This window comes from Nocardioides sp. NPDC000445 (assembly GCF_040300245.1).
Taxonomy (GTDB): Bacteria; Actinomycetota; Actinomycetes; order Propionibacteriales; family Nocardioidaceae; genus Nocardioides.
The window spans coordinates 234450-256901 of record NZ_JBEPDH010000005.1; the positions used below are offsets into that span (position 1 = coordinate 234450).

General features: G+C 66.4%; 9 protein-coding genes. 7 read left to right on the forward strand and 2 right to left on the reverse strand.

What is annotated here, in order from left to right; all coding sequences use genetic code 11:
- Positions 1 to 27: 27 nt before the first annotated feature.
- Both ABT304_RS09040 and ABT304_RS09045 read right to left on the reverse strand, forming a co-directional pair.
- Positions 28 to 990, reverse strand: a complete 963-nt coding sequence (locus tag ABT304_RS09040; protein ID WP_350714580.1) for a hypothetical protein — start codon at positions 988 to 990, stop codon at positions 28 to 30.
- Positions 978 to 1340, reverse strand: coding sequence for a hypothetical protein (locus ABT304_RS09045; RefSeq protein ID WP_350714582.1), 363 nt, complete (start codon positions 1338 to 1340; stop codon positions 978 to 980). Before ABT304_RS09045 ends, ABT304_RS09040 begins: the two co-directional genes overlap by 13 nt.
- An 856-nt stretch (positions 1341 to 2196) precedes the next feature.
- Here ABT304_RS09045 and mobF point away from each other — a divergent pair.
- From mobF to ABT304_RS09080, 7 genes are all read left to right on the forward strand, one after another.
- On the forward strand, positions 2197 to 5718 hold the full coding sequence (gene mobF / locus ABT304_RS09050) for a MobF family relaxase (protein ID WP_350714584.1): 3522 nt from the start codon (positions 2197 to 2199) through the stop codon (positions 5716 to 5718).
- A 376-nt stretch (positions 5719 to 6094) separates the two neighbouring features.
- Positions 6095 to 11170, forward strand: coding sequence for a DEAD/DEAH box helicase family protein (locus ABT304_RS09055; RefSeq protein ID WP_350714586.1), 5076 nt, complete (start codon positions 6095 to 6097; stop codon positions 11168 to 11170).
- Complete coding sequence (locus ABT304_RS09060) at positions 11170 to 14022, forward strand: DUF8741 domain-containing protein (RefSeq protein ID WP_350714588.1); 2853 nt, start codon at positions 11170 to 11172, stop codon at positions 14020 to 14022. Before ABT304_RS09055 ends, ABT304_RS09060 begins: the two co-directional genes overlap by 1 nt.
- On the forward strand, positions 14019 to 18116 hold the full coding sequence (locus tag ABT304_RS09065) for an Eco57I restriction-modification methylase domain-containing protein (protein WP_350714589.1): 4098 nt from the start codon (positions 14019 to 14021) through the stop codon (positions 18114 to 18116). The genes ABT304_RS09060 and ABT304_RS09065 overlap by 4 nt, the downstream gene beginning before the upstream one ends.
- A complete protein-coding gene (locus ABT304_RS09070; protein ID WP_350714591.1) occupies positions 18116 to 18958 on the forward strand; it encodes a hypothetical protein in 843 nt (280 codons plus the stop codon). Before ABT304_RS09065 ends, ABT304_RS09070 begins: the two co-directional genes overlap by 1 nt.
- Positions 18955 to 21204 carry an McrB family protein gene (locus ABT304_RS09075; RefSeq protein ID WP_350714593.1) on the forward strand — a complete coding sequence of 750 codons (2250 nt, stop codon included), beginning with the start codon at positions 18955 to 18957 and terminating at the stop codon, positions 21202 to 21204. Before ABT304_RS09070 ends, ABT304_RS09075 begins: the two co-directional genes overlap by 4 nt.
- On the forward strand, positions 21201 to 22412 hold the full coding sequence (locus ABT304_RS09080; protein ID WP_350714595.1) for an McrC family protein: 1212 nt from the start codon (positions 21201 to 21203) through the stop codon (positions 22410 to 22412). The genes ABT304_RS09075 and ABT304_RS09080 overlap by 4 nt, the downstream gene beginning before the upstream one ends.
- Positions 22413 to 22452 lie beyond the last annotated feature (40 nt).

A 22452-nucleotide genomic window follows, 5' to 3' on the forward strand; every position in this document is an offset into this window, starting at 1 on the left:
CTTCGATCCCGCTCCCCGCGCTGCTCGCTACTGCACGAGCACCTGCGCTTCTCCAACCGCGATCTGGACCGAACGGCTCAACCCGTCCAGCCGGATCGTCCCGGTCTGACCTGCCCCTTGCCAGTTGACCACCCAGGACGAGGACGCGGTGACGGTGTACTTCTCGCCCGGCTTCCTCGAGGAGCTCAACGTGTAGACGTGGCCGCAGTCGGGCGACGCCTTCCTCCCGTACGACGCCTCGTACGGCGTCCCAGGCGTATCGCAGGTGATGGTTGTGCCGTCACCCATGTCCCAGGTGATCTGGTGAACCCGCGCCGTCGCGGTCACTGTGATCCCACCCGCCGATGCCGAGGCGGTCGCGGGACCGTACGTCTGACTGTTGGGTTGTTGCACCCACAGCCAGACCGGCATGCCGACCAGACCGACTCTGTCCTCGCCTGGCTCGGGGGTGATGCCGATATCGATGGCGGATAGGTTCATCTGCTCCACCGCCATCTGTGCCACTTCACGAGGCGACGGTCCTGATGCGGCGCCCTCAGGTGGATCGGCCGACCAGATCTGGGTCAGCAAGGACGTCTGCGGCTGGTAGCAGTTGTAGACCGCACCATCGCCAGGCTCATGCCCCTTCCACACCGGATCACCCGCCGGCGGCGCAGGGTCGACTGCCTGGATGTAACAGTTATACGCGTTCGACCATGAACCGTAAGGCGAGGTACACGGCACCGTCGCGCCGCTTCCCGACAATCCCTGCTTAGAAGGGTCGAAGTAGCACGAATGTCCGCTACCGGTGTCCTTCGGACCTCCGTCGCCCGTCTGCTCATTGTTACCGGATCCGCCGCTGCTTCCTGGCACCTCGACGGAGAGCTTGCACTGGCCCGTCAGCGGGTCGGTTACTTTGCAGACGGTGTCCGCGTACGCCAGACCCGGGCCAAGCACTGCCAGACCTGCGACGAAGCAGGCCAGGACGAGTGCTCGGATCAGGCTTCGCATGGCTGCTGCTTGAGATCCTCTGCGGAAGCGACACGCCAACCGGTCAGCGGGTCCGTGCGATAGCGGTAGTTGGCGACGATGAAGCGAGTCCAGCCGACATCGGCACGGTCAGGGCTGACGACCGACTTGCCATCGGCGTCGACAAGGTCAGCCGCGCTCACATCCCAGCAAACGTCGACCGTCACGGTCGGGACCTTCCCCGCGTCCGGATCGGAGTTGTCGAGGCTGACGCTCTCAACCGATGTGTCGGCCACCTCGGTGTCGCCGACCTGGCGCAGCTTCTTCGACCGCTCGCCCTCGAGGAGGTGGCGATCTGCGCTGAGCATCGAGCTCGTCTCGACCTTCGACAACGCGTCCAGCGACCTGCCGTGGTCTTGGCGAAGGCGATCGAGGGTCTCGTAGTACGCGTGGACGGTAGCTGTCGCTGCTGTTGCGGCAGCGTCGGTGTCGGAGGTCGGGGTCGCGCCCGGCTTGGACGCGCTGTGCGTTGGCGCGCTCGTCGGTGAGGTGCCCGGATCGCTCTGGGCGCACGAGGTAAGAGCGGCAAGCGCCAGAACGCCAGTCGCCATGACGGGAACTCGGTGGGACCGCATTTGTGGGTAGACCTTCCTCGGCAAGCGGATGGGGGCTGTTCGAGGCTGCGCATCGTTTTCGGGAACATCGCCCGAGATCTCTGCGTATCGCCCTATTAGGCACCCGTTGTTTCCGCTTGCGCAATAGCAAATTTCGTACTCGCGTCATTCAGTTACCTATCGAAACCGGCAAGACCGGCTTTGCTGTAGCGCTTGGCATCCTGCAGTACACATGCTCCCCCTGGGGCGTCCGTAGCCAGGGGAGCAGTTCGGGGGAGCAATGTGTTTTCGCAGGTCAGCCGGGTGCTCCCCAAGAACCTCCGCGCGTTGTCAACGAACACGCGGATGTGCGCGCCGAGCGGCTCCAGCGACGTCCGGCGGTCGCGATGATCAACCTTCAGAACGGATCCGAGAAATCTGGCCTGGTAGACCTCAGATCTGTCGACGATCAGAGGTGCCCAGCGTCTCCTGTGCAACGAGCTCGCTTTGTCCATCCTGTCGGATACCTCGGTCCGCTTCGCCCTCGGACTGCCAGGCACTCTGCGGTCCACCACTCGCCCGTCGGCTCACACACTTGCAGATCGAGGGGCAGTCCTGGTGCTCCTCGCGCACCTCCTTGCTGGAGGTGAGCGCTGTGACCGTCTCGATGAAGGTGATGTCAGCTGGCGACGGCTACATGTACCTCCTGCGCAGCGTGGTCGCCGGGGACGGTGACCGGGCGCTCACTACGCCGCTGACCCGTTACTACGCCGAGTCCGGTACACCGCCAGGAAGATGGCTCGGGAGCGCGGTCGGGCGGCTCGGCGATGGTCGCCTCACCGCGGGCGACCAGGTGACGGAGTCGCAACTCGGCCTGCTGATCGGTCAGGGACGCGACCCGATCACGGGGGAGCAGTTGGGTCGGGCGTACCCGGTCTACAAGTCCACCGAGGAGCGAGTCGCCGACCGGGTCCGCGAACTCGACACCGACTTGAGCGTCCAACAGCATGCCACGGAGATGGCGAGGATCGAGGCCGAGGAGACTGCCGTCTCCGGGCGACGTCCCGTGGCTGGCTTCGACTTCACGTTCAGTGTGCCGAAGTCGGTCTCGGTCTTGTGGGGCGTGGCCGGCGCCAACCTCCAGGAGATGATCGTCGAGGCGCACCACACCGCGGTTGCGGAGGTGATCGGGTTCCTCGAGCGAGAGATCGCTGCCACCCGTACCGGCGTCGCCGCAGGTGATGGCGCGGTGGCCCAGGTCGCGGTGCACGGGGTCTCGGCGGTGGCCTACGACCATTGGGACTCCCGTGCTGGCGACCCACAGCTCCACACCCATGTGGTGATCTCCAACAAGGTGCAGACCGTGCTCGACGGCCGCTGGCGCAGCCTGGATGGGCGCCCGATCCATGCCTGCGTGACCGCGCTGGCCGCCTATTACGACGCGGTGCTGGCCGACCGGTTGACAGCCACGTTCGGGTTCGGCTGGGAGCAGCGACTTCGAAGAAGGAACATGCACCCGCATGCCGAGATCACCGGCGTTCCCGAGGCTCTGATCGCTGAGTTCTCCAGCCGCACCCGAGATATCGACCGCGAGGCCGAACGGATGATCGAGGCGTACGTCGCCAACCATGGCCGTCAACCGTCCGATGCCCTGCGGATCCGCATGCGCGCACAGGCCACGGTCGAGACCCGTCCCGAGAAGCAGGTCCGATCGCTCGCCGATCTGACCGCCGATTGGCGTGGACGTGCGGTGGTGGTGATGGGGGAGGACCCCACAGCATGGGCCCGTACGCTCGCGGCCAGCGGCACCCCGGCCTCGATCTCACCAGACCAGATCACCCCGGACAGGATCGCCGACCTGGCTGCTCAGGTCGTGACCGCGGTCGGGAGGAAGTGCTCGACCTGGCGCCACTGGAACCTGTGGGCCGAAGCCTCACGGCAGACCGCGCTATGGCGCTTCGCCACCATCGAGCAACGCGAGCGGTTCGTCGCCCAGATTGTCGAGGCGGCCGAGCGAAGATCGGTGAGGCTGACCCCGCCTGAGCTCGCCCCGAGTCCGCCGGAGTTCCAACGTGAGGATGGCACCAGCGTCTTCCGCCCCCGCCACGCCGAGGTCTACTCCTCCCAAGAGATCCTCGCCGCCGAGGACCGCCTGCTCGCCCGTGCCGACGACCTCACCGCCCCGCGGGTACGGGCGGCTGTCGTCGATCGCGTCGCGCGTCGCGTACACGAGGGTTACCGCCTGACAACCGCCCAGGCCGAGGCACTCGAAGAGATCGCGACCTCGGGCCGCCAGGTCGACGTACTCGTCGGACCGGCCGGCGCCGGTAAGACCACCGCCATGTACGCCCTGCGACGAGCCTGGGAGACCCAGTACGGCCGACGCAGCGTGATCGGACTCGCCCCGTCCGCAGCAGCCGCCGCCGTACTCGCCGCCGACCTCAACATCCCGTGCGAGAACACCGCGATGTGGCTGACTCAGCACGCTCACGGCTACACCCGGTTTGATCCAGGCCAGCTTGTCATCGTCGACGAAGCCTCCCTCGCCGACACCACCACCCTCGACCGCCTCACCGCCCTGGCCGCCGAAGCCGGTGCGAAGGTGCTCCTGGTTGGAGACTGGGCCCAACTCCAGTCCATCGACGCAGGCGGCGCCTTCAGCATGCTCGCCCACGCCCGCCCCGACGTCGCCGAGCTCACCGACATCCACCGCTTCACCCACGACTGGGAGAAGTCCGCCTCTCTCGACCTCCGCTCTGCCCAGCCGGAGTCGATCGCCACGTATGCCCGCCACCACCGCCTCCGCGACGGCACCACCGAGGAGATGCTCGAGATCGCGTACGAAGCATGGAAACGCGACACCGAGGAAGGCCGCGCAAGCATCCTCGTCGCCGAGTCCACCGAGTTCGTCCGCTCCCTCAACGCCCGCGCCCGCGCCGACCGCATCCTTCACGGGACGACGGACGCCCCCCGCGAAACTGCATTATCCGACAGCACCTACGCCTCCCCAGGCGACACTGTGATCACCCGCCGAAACGACCGCAGCCTCCGCACGTCGGGCGGCATGTGGGTCCGCAATGGCGACCTCTGGCGGGTGAAGGCCACACGCCGCAACGGCAGTCTCCTCGTCCACGCCCCCGGACATCCCCACGCGACAGTCGTACTCCCGCCCGAGTACGTCGCAATCGATGTTGAACTCGGCTACGCCATCACCGCCCACCGCGCTCAAGGCGTCACCGTCGAAACCGCCCACGTCCTCGCCTCCTCCCGAATGACCAGGGAGAGCCTGTACGTCGCAATGACTCGCGGCCGTGACGACAACACCGCCTACGTCGCTCTCGACCAGCCCGACGAATCCCACGCCGCCCCCATTGCCGACGGCGAGCTCACTGCCAACTCTGTCCTCCAGGGCGTACTTCGGCACACCGGTACTGAGCTCTCCGCCCATGAGGCCATCACCACCGAACAGGCCGCCGCCAGTTCAATCGCCCAACTCGCCGCCGAGTACGACACCCTCGCCTCGGCTGCCCAGCGACCACGCTGGAAGGTGCTCGTACGACGCTCTGACCTGACCAAAGAGCAGGCGGAAGCCGTCATCGCCTCGGACGCCTTCGGATCGCTTACCGCCACCCTCCGCCGCGCCGAAGCCACCGGCCACGAGGTCGACAAAATCCTCCCCGACCTTGTGCGTCGTCGTCGCCTCAACGACGCCGAGGACCCCGCCGCCGTTCTCCAACACCGCCTCCACCTCGCCACCGCTGGCCACGGCGGGGGAGAGCAGCACTTCATTGCAGGCCTGATCCCCGAGGCCTGCGGTTCGATGCCTGGAGCCATGCGCGCCGCACTCGACCAGCGCCGCGATCTCATAGAAGCCCGAGCGCACGACCTTGCTGACGAAGCAACGCACCGTGGGCCGTCCTGGCTCCGCGGCCTCGGCCGACCACCCACCGATGCCGTGCTCCGCGCCCGCTGGCTGCGCGAGATTACAGTCGTCCTCGCATATCGCGACCGCTACCAGATCCGCAGCGACCTCGTCCTTGGCTTTGGTGCTGCGTCGGCGGTGCAGAAGATGGACGCCGCACGAGCCGAGGCGGCCTACCGGCGCGCCGCGACTATCGCCCAGGAGGCGGAGCATTGTGCGCGTGGGTTGGGGCATGCGACTGCGTTCGCTCGCTGACGGCCATCAGCAGCGGCAGAGATCAACACCTCCAGCGCTGCCTTCGCAGATCACCTTGCTCCGCGACCTCTTCGAGCAGATCTACTGCGACCAAGCATGATTCCGGCACCAATAGCGTGGATCCATCGATGAGCGTGAGTCGGCGTAGGTGCCGTCGGTGTATGAGTGATCTCCGGAAATATGGGTCTTTGCCTTGATAGGTTCAGCGCATACACGGGGCGCTCACCGGAGTGGTCCCAGGCATCAAGATGAAGATGGCAAGGGATCAGTGGACGCGTTCAAGGTTCATCGGAACCTGATTGACGACTATCAGCGGTTTACCACCGGATACTTCGATCTGCGTGACGAGCGGATCAGAGGGTCCGTAGATGAGCAGGTGGCCCGCGGGGCGCAGTGGCCCGATCCATGGCTGGCGCTCAACCCTTCGTTCGCCTCCGGCGGGACCGTCGACGACCTGGTTGCCCAGGGTATCCTCCACCCCCGAACGAGCGAGATCTTCCGCGTCGGCAAGGACAAGGACCCCGCCGCTGCGTTCCCGATCACCTTCCACCGCCACCAGGCCGACGCGATCGACGCGGCGAGGACGGGGGAGTCCTACGTTCTCACCACCGGCACCGGTTCCGGCAAGTCGTTGGCCTACATCGTCCCGATCGTCGACCACGTCCTGCGGAACGGCTCAGGCAAGGGCATCCAGGCGATCATCGTCTATCCGATGAACGCGCTCGCCAACAGCCAGATGGACGAGCTCGAGAAGTTCCTCGTCGCAGGGTTCGGCGACAGCGATCAGCCAGTAACTTTCGGTCGATACACCGGCCAGGAGAAGGGCGACGAGCGTCAGCGGATCCTTGACAATCCGCCGGACATCCTGCTGACGAACTACGTGATGCTGGAGTACGTGCTCGTTCGCCCGAATGAAAGAGAACGACTGGTTGAGGCCGCCTCCGGCATGCGCTTTCTCGTCTTGGATGAGCTCCACACCTACAGAGGCCGTCAGGGCGCCGACGTGTCGCTGTTGGTAAGGCGAGTTCGGCAGGCCACAGGCACGGGCGGCTCCCTCCAGTGCGTCGGCACGTCCGCGACGATGGCGACCGCTGACACCGTTGCAGAGCAGCGCCAGGAGGTCGCCGCTGTGGCGTCGACGATCTTCGGGACCACGGTCACTCCGGAGCGGGTCATCGTCGAGACACTCGTGCGGGCCACGTCGATGGCGGACCCGAGTCCGGCTGCGCTAGCAGCGGCGGTCGACGCACGCGGCGATGCCGAAAGCCTCGACCCGGTCCTTCACGCCGGTTATGAGCCGCTGCGCGGCGATCCCCTTGCCGGATGGATAGAGGCCACCTTCGGGATCCGGGAGGAGTCCCGCGACCTCCTTGTGCGCACCACGCCCGTGACGGTCGAGGAGGCGGCCCGACAGCTCGCTGTGAGCATCGACCGCGAGGAGTATGTCTGTGCTCAGGCGATCCGAGCGACCCTCATGGCTGGTGCCACCAAAGCGTTCCACCCCGAGACCCGCCGCCCACTTTTTGCCTTCCGTCTCCATCAGTTCATCTCTAAGGGAGCCTCGGTCTACGTCACCGCCGAGGCCGAGGAGACCCGGCTGATCGAGCATGACTATCAGGTGTACGCCGAGGAGCAGGGCGCCGAGCGGCGTCTGTACCCGCTCGCCTTCTGCCGCGAATGCGGGCAGGAGTACCTGATGGTGACCCACGATCGCGCCACCGGCGATTTCAAGGCCCGGACCACCAGCCAGGTGAAGGCGGTCGAGGGTGATGGCTACCTCTACATCAGCACCGGCAACCCGATGCCGGTCGACATGACCAGCCGGCTCCCGATGACCTGGACCGACCCTGCCGGAGCCGTGATCAAGTCCCGCCGCGACCGGATCCCGAACGCGTACCGAGTGGATCTACTCGGCCACGCCCAGCGGATCACCGACCGCAACGAGCCGACCGAGCCCAATGAGGCAGGCACGTACGCCACCTTCGTCCCAGGCGGGATGCTCTTTTGCCTGCGCTGCGACATCGCCTACAACAACCCAAGGCAGAGCGAGATCTCGAAGCTCGCGACCCTCGATATGGAGGGTCGTTCCAGCGCAGTCACGGTCCTCTCGACCAGTATCATCCGCTCGCTCAACGCTGCATCGGATCTCTCGGACGAGGCTCGTAAGCTCCTCACCTTCGTCGACAATCGCCAGGACGCGAGTCTCCAGGCCGGCCACGTCAACGACTTCATGCTGGTGGGCCTGCTCCGCTCGGCGCTTTTTCTGACTGCCCAGGCTGCAGGAGAGGACGGCCTGGATCCGTCGGAGGACTTCGTCTCGAAGATCATCAACCATCTTCCGCTGGAACCCAAGGACTACATGCGCGCGCCGGAGGCGTTCGACACGACCCAAGCGGACAAAGCGCTGCGTCAGGTCATCGAGTTCCGTGCAATGCAGGACCTGCGCCGAGGTTGGCGTGTCACGATGCCCAACCTAGAGCAGACCGGTCTGATCAGGATCGAGTACCCAACCGCTCGGCGTTTTAGCCACGCTGAAGACAGGTGGAAGGGTGCGCACCCGCTGTTGCGGGAGCGCACCCCGGAGGAGCGCTACGAGTACATTCGAGTCCTTCTCGACGAGTTCCGCCGCGTGCTCGCCCTGGAGACGGAGGTCTTCACCGAGGAGCGGCTGGAGACCATCCAACGCCTGAGCGAGAACCATCTCTCCGGCGTATGGACGGTCCCTGACAACGAGAAGCTTCCGACGCTCGGTTTCGGCTCGTTGGTTTCGCAGAAGGAGGGCGGCGCCCCCGGCGGCCTGTCGCTCACCCCGAAGGGTGGCTACGCACGCTGGCTCGCACGCAAGCTCAACGACGGCGGATTGCCTCTCAACGACTCCGAGCAGGTCATGGACTCACTCGTCGAACTCCTGGTCGGCGCCGACATCCTCGCGAAGCTCAAGGGCCAGAAGAGCAGCGCGGACATCTACCGGCTGCGGGTCCACCAGATCCGTGTCTACGCCGGCGATGGCACCGTCGCTGCTCCGGATCCGATCCGACGCACCGTCGACCCCGAGCATGCCGGAAGAGTGCTGCCGTTCTTCCGCGACATGTACAGAGAGATCGGCCACGACCTGATCGGTCTTGTCGCGCGAGAGCACACCGCCCAGGTGCCGGCGAAGGATCGTGAGGAACGCGAGGACGCCTTCCGTAACGGTGAGCTGAAGCTCCTCTACTGCTCGCCGACCATGGAGCTCGGCGTCGACATCGCCAAGCTCAACGCTGTAGGCATGCGCAACGTCCCTCCGACACCGGCCAATTATGCGCAGCGTTCCGGTCGCGCCGGACGATCCGGCGACCCGGCCCTCGTCGTCACCTACTGCTCGTCCGGCAACGCGCACGACACGTATTACTTCAAACGCGGCAGCGAGATGGTCTCTGGGCGTGTCCAGCCGCCCCGCATCGACCTCACCAACGAGGAGCTCGTCCGCTCGCACGTCCATGCCGTCTGGCTCGCGGCCTCAGGAGCAACGCTGGGCAGGTCGATGAGCGAGGTTGTGGACACCACGAGCAAGTCCTACGAGATGCTCCCGGAGATCAGGCAGAAGCTCACCGCTGGTGGCCTGATCGAGAGCGCGGCGCAGGCAGCCCGAGCCGTCCTCACTCCGCTCGCGCCCGTGCTTGTCACCGCGCCCTGGTACGAGGAGGGCTGGCTCGAGGCCGTCCTGAAGGAGGCGCCGGCGGAGTTCGACAGAGCTTGCGAGCGCTGGAGGGGACTGCACCGCACCGTCAGTGCCGAGATGGACCTCGCCAACGCGCAGGCGCAGGCCGCTTCGGCGGTGAAGAAGGAGCGCCAGCAGGCCTCCTATCGACACCGCGACGCCCAGCGACAGCTCGAACTCCTGCTCAACTCCGCCGAGCAGGTAGGCCAGGGCGACTTCTATCCCTACCGCTACTTCGCCTCGGAGGGCTTCCTCCCTGGCTACTCCTTCCCCCGCCTGCCACTTGCCGCCTACATCCCGGGCATCGCCAACGCCCGCAACCGCGACGCGACCTGGCTCCAGCGCGCTCGGTTCGTTGCCGTACGCGAGTTCGGACCCCGAGCCCTCATCTACCACGAGGGCGCCCGCTACCGAGTCGTACGTGTCAACCTGCCCCGCGACAACGACGCCGAGCCCGGTGCGCTCACCCTGCACAGAACCTCCTACTGCACCAGCTGCGGCTACCACCACGAGCGCCGCGTCGGCGTCGACGTCTGCGAGAACTGCAGCGCCCAGCTCACCGAGGTCATGGACCGACTCCTCCCGCTCCAGGCCGTCGTTACCCGACGGGCCGAGCGCATCTCTGCCGACGAGGAGGAACGCACCCGCGTCGGCTTCGAGATCCTCTCCAGCTACCGGTTCCTCCAGCGCGGCACGGACCCGGGCTTCGCAGACGCTGACATCACCGACGGTGCTGGTGCACCGCTGTTGCATCTTCGTTACGGCGACGCCGCCGAACTGCGGATGACGAATGTCGGCGAGCGCCGCCGTCGGCTCAAGGAGGACCGCGGCTTCTGGCTCGACACCGTCCGCGGAACGTGGCTGACTGAGACGAAGGCCAAGGAGCTCGACGAGTCAGCCGACGAGGACGAGACGATCATGACCGCCGAGGACAAGCGGCGCTCTGAGAAGGTCATCCCGTTCGTCCAGGACCGTAAGAACATCGCCGTTCTGCGATGGGAAGATGAGATCTCCACCTCCGAGGCCCTCACCCTGATGTACGCCGTCGAGCGAGGCGTCGAGGCTACTTACCAACTGGAGGACTCCGAGCTGACAAGCGAGCCGCTCCCCGACAATCTCGCCGTCGCGACTAAGAGCGAGGTCACCCGGGGACGTTTCCTCCTGGTCGAGTCGGCCGAAGGTGGAGCCGGCGTGCTCCGCCTGCTGCAGTCCGACCCCACTGCCCTGGCCGCGGTCGCCCGCAAGGCTCTTGAGATCATGCACGTCGACGCCGACACGGGGAAGGAGGCCGACGACGCGTGCGTCCGCGGCTGCTACCGCTGCCTGCTCACCTACGGTAACCAGAGCCACCATGAGTCCATCGACCGACGAACTGCGGTACGCCGCCTGATCCGGCTGGCGTCGGCCGTGACCGCCCCGCAAGCGTCCACCTCGAACGGCCAGGGGGCCAGCACCGGCGGCAGCAGGAGCTACCCGACCCCCGCCGAGCACGTCGCCCAGGAGCTGGCCGGTTTCCTCGCCGAGCGCCAACTGCGACTTCCCGACCGAGTCGACGAAGAGGTCCACGGGCAGCATGCCGACCTCATCTTCGACGAGACCAAGAGCGTCGTTATCGTCGAGCGAGCAGACGCCCCGGCGGACATCTCTTGGGAGCTGATCGCCGACGGCTGGCACGTAATGAGACTGACCCCAGACACGGACCTGGAGACCTTCGTGCGTGAGAACCCTTCGGCCTTCGGGAGCCTCGTCTGATGGCGTACGCATCCGGCGCCCTCGTCCGTGCCCGCGGCCGTGAATGGGTTGTGCTGCCCGAGAGCAGCGACGACTTCCTCGTCCTACGGCCCCTCGCCGGAGGAGAGGCAGACATTGCGGGCGTCCTTCTACACCTGGAGCACGTCGAGGACGCGACCTTCCCGCCGCCGAGTCCCGACGACCTCGGTGACTATCGCTCTGCCAACCTGCTGCGCGACGCGCTGCGCATCGGTTTCCGCTCCACCGGGGGGCCCTTCCGTTCGCTCGCTTCTCTCGGCGTCGACCCGAGGCCGTACCAGTACGTCCCGCTCCTGATGGCCCTGCGTCAGGACGTCACTCGGCTCCTGATCGCCGACGACGTCGGCATCGGCAAGACCGTAGAGGCCGGACTCGTCGCCAGCGAGCTCCTAGCCCAGGCCTCCGCCAAGCGTCTCGCCGTGCTGTGCCCGCCCTCCCTAGCGGAGCAGTGGCAGAGCGAGCTGCGCGAGAAGTTCGGGCTCGACGCGGTTCTGGTCCTGGGGTCGACCGTGGCCCGTCTCCAGAGGGGCCTCGGCCACGATGAGTCCATCTTTGAACGTCACCCGATCACGGTGGTCTCCACGGACTTCGTCAAGTCCGACCGCCGCCGCGACGAGTTTCTCCGCACTGCCCCCGACCTCGTGATCGTCGACGAGGCGCATACCTGTGTCTCCGACGGCACTATGGGCGGCGACCGGGGACGCCAGCAGCGCTATGAACTCCTCCAGCGTCTCGCCGCCGACGAGGACCGTAACCTCATCCTGGTCACCGCGACCCCCCACTCCGGCAAGGAAGCCGCTTTCCGCAACCTCCTCGGCTTGCTCGGCCCCGGGCTGGAGAGCATCGACGCCGCGAGCGAGGCTGGCCGACGTCGTCTGGCTCGCTACATGGTGCAGCGTCGTCGCGCCGATATCCGCAACTACCTCGATGAGGACACCCGCTTCCCGTCCGACCGTGAGTCCCGCGAGGTCGCCTATCTGCTCTCTCCGACTTACAAGACATTCTTCGAGGACGTCATCGCCTACGCCCGCGGTCAGGTCCAAGACAAGTCCGGTACGACGCTCGACCAGCGCGTCCGCTGGTGGTCGGTCCTCTCGCTGCTCCGATCGGTCGCATCCTCGCCCGGGGCAGCCGTCGCTACCCTTACCGTCCGCTCGGCAGCGCTTGCGGCAGGAACCACCGACGCCGCCAACGCGCTCGGCGCCTCCGCCGTGATGGACCAGGTCGAGGACGACGCCAGCGATGCCGACGACACCGTCCCCGGAGCCGTCCCGATACCCGATGACGCCTCTCCCCAGCTTCGCGCCCTGATCGGGCTCCGTGAGACCGCCGTCGGCCTCAACCCCGCCGACGACGCCAAGCTGACCACTCTGACCAAGGAAATCAAGAAGCTCCACAGGGACGGTCAGTCATCGATCGTCTTCTGCCGCTTCATTCCGACCGCCCACTACGTCGCCGACCAGCTCCGCGCCGCGTTCCCCAAGGCGAGCGTCGAGGTCGTAACCAGCGAGCTCGCCCCCGACGACCGCGCCGCCCGCGTCCGCGACATCGTCGCCACTGACGCACCCAAGGGTCGCATCCTCGTCGCCACCGACTGCCTCTCCGAGGGCGTCAACCTCCAAGACGGCTTCGAAGCCGTCATCCACTACGATCTCGCCTGGAACCCGACCAGGCACGAACAGCGCGAAGGCCGTGTCGACCGCTTCGGCCAGCAGGCCGACATCGTTCGAGCTCTGACGATCTACGGCGAGGACAACGGTATCGACGGCATCGTCATGAACGTCCTGCTGCGCAAGCATGCCCAGATCCGCAAGGACCTGGGCATCAGCGTCCCCGTCCCCAACGACGCCAGCGACAAGGTCCTCACCGCACTCCTCGAAGGCGCCCTCTTGCGCGGCGAGGGAGCAGATCAGCTCAGCCTCGACCTCGGCCTGCCCGAGGCGACCAGCCTCGACGGCGAGTGGCGCTCGGCCGCAGACAATGAGAAGGCATCCCGAGCCCGCTACGCCCAGCACGCGCTGAGCCCGGCCGAGGTCTCCGTCGAGGTCACCGAGGCCCGCCGCCGCCTCGGACGCCCCGACGACGTCGCGCGCTTCGTCGACTCGGCCCTCGCCCAGCTCGGCGCCGAGACCAGGACCAGCACGAGCGGCTTCGACTTGGAGACGCACACCGTCCCTGTCGGCCTGCGCGACGCGCTCGGCACCACCAAAGACGTTCTCCACTGGTCCCGGGATCTGCCGGCACCCACGGGGACAGCCATCCTGCACCGCACCGACGACAGGGTCGCCTCGCTGGCCCGGTTCGTCCTCGACGGAGCCCTCGACAACCGGGTGCCCGAGAAGCAGCGACCCGCCAGGCGGGCCGGCGTCATCACCAGCAGGGACGTCTCCACCATGACGGTCCTCCTTCTCGCCCGCTTCCGTGTACACGTGACCATTCCCGGCCGCTACGGCACCACCACCCAGATCGCCGAGGAGGCGAGGACCCTCGCCTTCACCGGCAGTCCCGCCGCGCCGCAATGGCTCGACCACGACCAAGTCGACGCTCTCCTGGACGCACAGCCGAGCATCAACACCCCGGCCGACCGAGCCCGGGGCCTGATCACGGCGATCGCTGGGGCACTCCCCGGTCTTCAACCTGCACTCACCGAGGAGGCCCACCGGGCCGCCGACGAGCTCCGGGACGCACACACGCGAGTCCGCCGAGCCGCCCGCGGCACCGACCGCGCGCACGGCACAGAGATCCGTGGGCTCACCGTCCGGCCGCAGCTCCCGATCGACCTGCTCGGCATCTATGTCTACCTTCCCGACGCCGCTCGAGGAGATCACGCGTGAGCACCTCACTCCAAGCGATCCGCATCGAGGGCGGCATCGCGCCGGCCACCCTCTTCCAGCGGCTCCAGGGCGGTGAGCTGCCCCCAGAATCGCTCACCCCGGCGGCCTACCACCTCGCTGGCCGCGAGACCCTTCGTGACTCCGCCAACCGTGCCTGGTCCTACCTCACCGGTGTCTACAACGACTGGCGTGAGGCTCAGCTCCGCGAGCCGGGCGGACTCGACGCGACCAGCGCAGCCACGACCCGCGACCGATGGCTCCTTCCACTACTCGACCAGTTCGGCTACGGCCGTGTACCCGTCCACCCAGGCCCCCTGGTCGTCGACGGCAAGGAGTTCCCCCTCTCCCACCTGTGGCAGCAGGTTCCCGTCCACCTCGTCGGCCCCGGCATCGACCTCGACCACCGCCACCCCGGTGTTGCCGGAGCAGCCCGAGCACCCCAGGCGATGGTCCAGGAGCTCGTCAACCGCTCCGAGCCACATCTGTGGGCGATCCTCGCCAACGGGCGCCGCCTCCGCCTCCTGCGCGACTCCACCGCGCTGGCCGGATCCGCCTACATCGAGTTCGACCTCGAGACCATCTTCGAGGGCGAGCTCTTCGCTGAGTTCCTCCTGCTGTGGATGCTCTGCCACCAGTCCCGCCTCGAAGTACGCACCATCGAGGCTGGCACCGACCCGAACCCGGCCGACTGCTGGCTCGAGGCCTGGCGCGCAGACACGGTCAAGGCCGGCGCCCGTGCCCTCAACGGCCTGCGCGACGGCGTCGAGCGAGCCCTTGAGCAGCTCGGCACCGGCTTCGTCGCCCACCCGGCCAACGCCCACATTCGCGACGACCTCGGCACCGGGAAGCTCACCGACCGCGATCTTCACCGCCACCTCCTGCGCCTCATCTATCGCCTACTCTTCCTCTTCGTCACAGAGGACCGAGGCGTCCTCCTCGACCCAGCAGCAGAGGTGGGGGCACGCAAGCGATACGAGACCTACCTCTCCACCCAGCGACTGCGACAGACCGCCCGCCTCCGGCACGGCTCCACCGCCTACAGCGACCTGTGGCAGGCCCAGCGCCTCGTCTTACGCGCCCTCGGCGGCGACGGCGAACCCAGCCTCGCCCTCCCCGCTCTCGGCGGCCTCTTCGACCCCGAGGAAGGTCAGGAGGAGCCACTTTTGGAGGCAGACCTCGCCAACGACTTCTTCCTGGAAGCCATCCGCTCGCTCTCCTGGATCCAGCGCGGCGAACGTTTCCAGCCCGTCGACTACCGCAACCTCGGTGCCGAGGAGCTCGGCAGCGTCTACGAGGCCCTCCTTGAGCTCGTCCCGCAGATCTCGCTCGAGGACCGCACCTTCAGGCTCGCGCACCTCAGCGGCAACGAGCGCAAGACCACCGGCTCCTATTACACGCCGCCCGCTCTCGTCTCCGCGCTTCTCGACACCGCCCTCGATCCCGTCATCGACCGAGCGGTCGCCTCAGCCGCCGACGCCGCCGAGGCCGAGCACAACCTGCTCGCGCTCACTGTCTGCGACCCCGCCTGTGGCTCTGGCGCCTTCCTCGTTGCCTCGGCACGTCGAATCGCCCAGCGTCTCGCTGCGGTCCGCGCAGGCGACGACCAGGCCACCCCCGCTGACGTACGTCACGCCCTGCGCGACGTCGTCGCGCACTGCATCTACGGCGTCGACATCTACCCGCTATCAGCTGAGCTCGCCAAGGTCTCCCTGTGGCTGGAGGCGATCGAGCCCGGCAAGGCCCTCGGCTTCCTCGACGCCCACATCCGCGTCGGCAACTCCCTGCTCGGCGCCACCCCATCCCTCCTCAAGAACGGCTTGCCCGACAAGGCCTTCGAAGCCCTCGCCGGTGACGACAAGAAGTACGCCTCGGCCGTCAAGAAACTCAACAAGCAGGAGCGCGGCGCCTTCGGCAGCGTCCAGGACCAACTCGACCTCGATTTCGGCGGGGGAGTGGTCCACAGCCTCGCCGCCGCCCGCACCGGATTCGCCGATGTGTACGACGACGCCGCGTCAGTCCGCCGCCAGGCCCGCCAATGGCGTGCCTACGCCACCAACCCCGACTACCTGCACCGCAAGCTCCACGCCGACGCCTGGTGCGCTGCCTTCGTCTGGCCGCTGCGCCCCAACAACCTCTCCACCGCCACCAGCGAGCGCGACCATATCGCCGAGCCTCCCACCTCCGCGATCGTGCGCCGCTTCGAGACCGACCCCGACTCTCCACTTCTCGCGGCGACTCGCGCCCAGGTCGAGGCCATCGCCGAGGAGTACCGATTCTTCCACTGGCACCTGGAATTCCCAGAGATCTTCGACCGCGCCGGTGGGCGAGCCGGCGGAGCCGGATGGACCGGCGGCTTCGACTGCATGATTGGCAACCCGCCCTGGGAGAGGGTCAAGATCCAGGAACAGGAGTTCTTCGCCGGCCGCGACCCGGAGGTCGCCACCGCCCCCAACGCCGCCGCCCGCCGCAAACTCATCGACGCGCTCGCGCACAGCGATGACCCCATTGAACGGGCACTCTTCCGCGAATGGACCGCTGCCCACCGTCGGTCGGTCGGCGAGCGCGAGATGCTTCGCGGCTCGGGCTCCTTCCCGCTCGCCGGCCGCGGAGACGTCAACACCTATGCCGTCTTCGCCGAGCTTTTCCGTACCCTCACCGGACCCACCGGCCAGGCCGGCATCATCGTCCCGACCAACATCGCGACGGACGACACGACCAAGTTCTTCTTCCGGGACATCGCCGAGTCGAAGAGCATCGCCGCGCTCTACGACTTCGAGAACGCTGCGCCGATCTTCGAAGGCGTGCACCGGAGCTTCAAGTTCTGCCTGCTGACCATGACAGGTCGAGATCGACCTGCCGAGGATGCGACCTTCGCCTTCTTCCTGCACGATGCCAAGGACATCGCGACGCAGGCGTTCTCGCTTGCCCCGGAAGAGATCACGCTGCTCAACCCGAATACCGGCACGCTGCCGATCTTCCGCACCAGACGGGACGCCGAGATCACCCTCGGAATCTACCGCCGCCTCCCGGTCCTGATGAACGAAGCCCTCATCGCCGCTGGCGACCCCACCGGCAACCCGTGGCAGGTCGAGCTCGGCCGCATGTTCCATATGTCCGAGGACTCCCACCTCTTCCGCTCCCGCGAGCAGCTCGAGGCCGACGGCTGGGTGCTTGACGGCAATGTCTTTATCCGTCCGGAAGCCGTCAGAGAGAGAGAGAGAGAGAGAGAGAGAGAGAGAGACAACCGCTGGCTCCCGCTCTACGAGGCCAAGATGATGCACCAGTATGACCACCGCTGGGCCACGTACCAGCTCGACGGCACGACCCGCGACGTCAGCGCCGACGAGAAGCGCGACCCGTCGTACGTCGTCATGCCCCGCTACTGGGTCCACGCTAGCGAGCTGGAGGAGGTCCTCACCGACCGCCCTGACCGCGGGTGGCTCCTCGGGTGGCGCGACATCGCCCGCGCCACCGACGAACGCACTAGCCTCGCCGGTCTGCTGCCGCGACTCCCTGTCGGCCACACCTTCCCGCTCGTCTGGGCCGAGCACGGCGACCTGCTCTTGGCGCAGATGAACTCCTTCGCGTTCGACTTCGTCGCCCGCCAGAAGGTGGGCGGCACCCACCTCACCTACGGCGTGCTCACCCAGCTGCCCATCGTCCCGCCCGTCGTCCTCGACGCCCCCGCACCCTGGGACGACGCGCAGACGATCTCCAATTGGCTCAGAGCACGTGTCGTAGACCTCGCCTTCACAACCCCGGACCTCGCCGGGATCGCGCCCGCCCCTGGGCAGAGGCCATTCCCCTTTGACCCCGAGCGCCGTGCCACGCTCCGTGCCGAGATCGATGCCGCCCTCTTCCACCTATACGGCGTTGAGCGAGACGAGATCCTCCACATCCTCGCCACCTTCCCGATCATCCGGCGGAGGGACGAGTCCGCCGACGGCACGTTCCGCACCCAGAAGTCGATCCTGGCGGCCTACGATGCGATGGCGAGAGCCGCCGCATCGGGCATCCCGTACGTCTCGCCGCTCGACCCGCCCGCCGGCGTTCAACCCGATACCACCAAGTCAGGAGAGGTCGTCCCGACATGATGGACACACCCCAGCGCTACGTCCCGCTCTACGAGGCGAAGATGCTCCACCAGTTTGACCACCGGTGGGCAACGTACGAGGCAGATGGCACCATCCGGGACTCCACCATTGCTGAGAAGGGCGATCCAACCTACTCGGTCATGCCGCAGTACTGGGTCCACGAGGAGCACGTGGTTGAGTCGCTGGAACGGCGTTGGAGCGAAACTTGGCTCTTCGGGTGGAGGGAAATTGGCCGCGCGACAGATGAGCGAACGATGATTGCTCCCGTCTTTCCATCTGGAGCGGTCAACAACAAGATCCAGTTGATGTTGAGCCCAGACGGCTTGCTCCTCTCAGCGGTGCTCAACTCGTTCGTCACGGACTTCGTGATCAGGCAGTCAGTCGGTGGCACGAGCCTCAGCCACTTCATCATCAAGCAGACAGCTGTGGTGACTCGCGCGATGATCGAAGACGCGACATGGGTGGCGGACAAGCCGGTCGATTGGGTTCTTCGTCGGGTGCATGAGTTGACTTCAACTGCTGCAGACATTCACGTTGATGCTCGCATCGGAACATACGAGTTCGACGCAGAGCGGCGTGCCTTGATCCGAAGCGAGATCGACGCGGCTCTGTTCCATCTCTATGGCGTCAACCGCGATGATCTTAGCTACATAATGGATTCCTTCTCGGTAGTCAGGCGGAAGGACGTCGAGACCCACGGCGAGTACCGCACCAAGCGACTCATCCTCGAGGTCTACGACGCGATGCAAGCAGCGATCGACTCGAAGACCACGTACCAGTCGATTCTCAGCCCGCCAGCGGGCGAGGGTGCTCGTAACGTCGCCGTGGTGGTGGCATCATGAGCGACCTTGAGAAGCGTCTTCTGGCAACCGCAGCCGCAGGTCGTCTGGTTATCGACAACATCCTCGGGGACGGTATGTCGGTCATCGATCCGACTGCTCAGATCTGGCGGCCCGACACTGCGGAGTATGTGCGGGCGGCGATCGAGGACTATCCGGACGAGAGCGACGCCTCGTTCATGGACAAGTTCAAGCGGCAGCTCGCTGACGCGGACCGCGACACCAAGCTGCTCGCTGCCGAGCTGATCTACCTTCGGCTCATTCCGCTGGAGAACGTCGGTGCGGCTACCAAGCGCAAGCGCTTGGAGGAGGCCCTTTCCTGGATCAAGGAGACGCCGGCTGTACCTCAGGCGATGCTCGATGGGATGTCGAGTGGGGGCGCCTTCCACGGTGGCGCCGGCTACAACATCAACGCGTGGCGTCACATCCCCTGGTTGGCTCAGTTCGTCATCACGATCCGGTCCCTATCTGAAGACGAGAGGGCACGCGCTGCCACTGACCCGTGGACGTTCCGTGACATCGTGCGAGGGATACCCGCTGACGCTGCGCTCATCCGCAACACCGTGCTGTTCCTCGCCTTCCCGGAAACCTTCACCCGAGCCGTCAAGGACCAGCACCGGCAGCAGATCCGAGACGCATTCATCTACGAGATCGGGGAGTCCAGTGGCAACGACCCTGTCGCGCTCGACGACGACCTCGACCAGATCCGTACGAAGCTGGAGAGCAAGCATGGCGGGTTCGTCGACTTCTACGAGCAGCCCTTCGTCGGCGTCTGGTGGCGAGGACCGCAGAAGTCTGCCGGCGAGCGAGCCTGGGCGGTCCGTGCGAAGCCGGGCGGCAAAGACCTGATCGATGCCTGGCTTTCCGAAGGCTACGTGTCACTTGCTGCCACCCACCTCGGCGAGATCGATTTCGACCTGACCAAGTCCGAGCTGCGCCAGATCATCAACGATCGCTACAGCCACGTCGACTACGCCCAGCGCATCGGCCTCACCGAGGACTACGCCGCCTTCCTCTCTGTGATCGGCGATGACGACGTCGTCATCGCACGCCTCGACGACGAGGTCTGGCTCGGCTACGTCAGCGGCCCACCCCTGCGTTACGAGCAGGAGCCTCATCTTCGCCGCGCCGTCCAGTGGCAGCCGGAGTCGGTTCCAGCCGGATCGCTGCCGGCACCGGTCCCGAGCCTGCTAACCACGCCGTCGCGCAACGTCATCGACCTGACCGATGCTCACGACGCGCTTCTGAAGTTGTTTCCGACCCCGGACGTCGAACCCGACGTACCGGACGAGCCCACGGATACGCCGCAGGTGCCCTCGGGGCCACTCGAGCTCCGTCGCGCCGACGACGATCTGGAACGCACGACCTTCACCGACAAGGCTTGGCTCGATGAGTACATCTCCCTGCTGGAGACCCGCCGTCAGGTCATCGTTCACGGCCCGCCCGGCACCGGAAAGACCTACCTGGCACGCCGCATCGCCCGCCATATCGCTGGCGACGAGCAGGTCCGGCTGGTGCAGTTCCACCCGTCGTACGCCTATGAGGACTTCTTCGAGGGCTTCCGGCCACGGGCCCAGAACGACGGCAGCCTCACCTTCGACAAGGTCCCTGGCCCGCTGCGTCGCATCGCAGCCGACGCCGCCGCCGACCGGGCGACGCCGTACGTGCTCATCATCGACGAGGTCAACCGCGGCAACCTCGCGAAGGTCTTCGGTGAGCTGTACTTCCTGCTGGAGTACCGCGACGAGAGTGTCACCCTCCAGTACTCACCCGAGGCGTCCTTCAGCCTGCCGAAGAACCTCTTCATCATCGGCACGATGAACACGGCTGACCGTTCCATCGCCGTGGTCGACGCAGCCATCCGTCGCCGCTTCTCCTTCATCGAGATGCACCCCGACGTCGAACCAGTCGCCGGCCTGCTGGGGCGATGGCTCAAGAAAAACGAGAAGGACGGCATCCGTGCCGAGCTCCTCGCTGCGCTCAATCGCGAGATCGGTGAGGAGGACCGCGAGTTCAAGATCGGCCCGTCGTACCTGATGCGCGAGGATGCGGCCACCGACCGTGGCCTCGAACGCGTCTGGCATCACGACATCCTCCCGCTCCTGGAGGAGCACTACTACGGTCGGCTCACCCGCGCCCAGATCGCGGCCCAGTTCGGATTGGACGTTCTGCACAAGAGACTTGTCCAGGATGCCCCAGCCAGCAGCGAGGACGGCGCGACGAACGACGGTCCGACGGCGAGCTCGTGACCCGCCACGAGTTGCCTGAGAACGACAAGGACGGTCTTGTCCTGTCGCTCTCGGCAGAGTCCGCGGTCACGGTCGCCGGCACGGGGCTGGTCGACGTACAGCCCTACGGTCACGGCACCTGGCGCCTGGTGCCCCGCCGCAACATCGTCGGTGCAGCCCGCGTCGCCGACCTCGACCTCGTCGTACGTCCGAAGGCCCCGTTCTCATCGGTGCTCTTCATGCTCGGCTACGCATCCGATCCCGGTTTTTTGCCGACTGAGCTCGACGGCGCCGCCGACGATGACCTCTGGCCGGCGCTCGGTGAGACCCTTGCACGGCTGGGAGAGCGGGCACTGAGGCAGGGCGTTCTCCAGGGTTACGTCACCCGTGACGAGTCGCTTGCTGTTCTGCGCGGTCGTCTCCGGGCCGCCGACCAAGTGGCTCGGAGGCCCGGGGCATTGCTCCCACTGGAGGTCACCTACGACGAGTACGAGCCGGACATCGCCGAGAACCGGATACTCCTTGCCGCGCTGCACCGAATGTCCCTCGTGCCCCGTATCCCGGCGCCGGTTCGTGCCCGTCTCACGCACCTGGCTGGCCGCCTCGATGGCGTCACGAAGATCGCTCCGGGTGCTCCGCTCCCAGACTGGAGCCGATCTCGCGCCAACGTGCGCTATGAGGCTTCGCTACGGGTCAGCGAGGTGATCCTGCGCAATGTCGGCATTTCGACGTCCGCGGGCGGGATCGCGGTCGCCTCTTTCGTGGTCAACATGGCCACCGTGTTCGAGGAGTTCCTCACCACCGCCTTACGTGAGGCATTCAGATCCATCGACCCGCTCGGTCGGACGGTTGCTCAGGATCGGGACTGGCTGGACGAGGCATCGCGGGTCGAGATCAAGCCCGACATCATTCACCGAAGCGGCGGCGAGATCGTCGCCGTTGTCGACGCCAAGTACAAGCTGGTCGGCTCGGAGGGTGCGTACCCGAACGTTGACGTCTATCAGATGCTCGCGTACTGCGTCGCGCATCGGCAGACGTTGGGGTGGCTGGTCTACGCCGGGCAAAGTGGAGCCTCGGGACAGTTCCACGATGTGCGTAACGGTGCTGTCCGCATCGCGCAGGCGCCTGTGGAAGTCTCACTCGAGTCGAATAAACTGCTGTCGCAGGTAGGAGCCCTGGCTGCGGCCATCCTGAATCGGTCAGTTGAGAGCTTCGCGGCTGGTCAGTGACCCACCCTGGAGATTCTTGGGTAGGCAGGGTCGTGGGGCC

What these genes read in the sequence shown, in the direction of transcription:
- ABT304_RS09040 (WP_350714580.1), bottom strand. Translation starts at nt 990, where the DNA reads ATGCGAAGCCTGATCCGAGCACTCGTCCTGGCCTGCTTCGTCGCAGGT.
- ABT304_RS09060 (WP_350714588.1), top strand. Translation starts at nt 11,170, where the DNA reads ATGGCGTACGCATCCGGCGCCCTCGTCCGTGCCCGCGGCCGTGAATGG.
- ABT304_RS09070 (WP_350714591.1), top strand. Translation starts at nt 18,116, where the DNA reads ATGGACACACCCCAGCGCTACGTCCCGCTCTACGAGGCGAAGATGCTC.
- ABT304_RS09075 (WP_350714593.1), top strand. Translation starts at nt 18,955, where the DNA reads ATGAGCGACCTTGAGAAGCGTCTTCTGGCAACCGCAGCCGCAGGTCGT.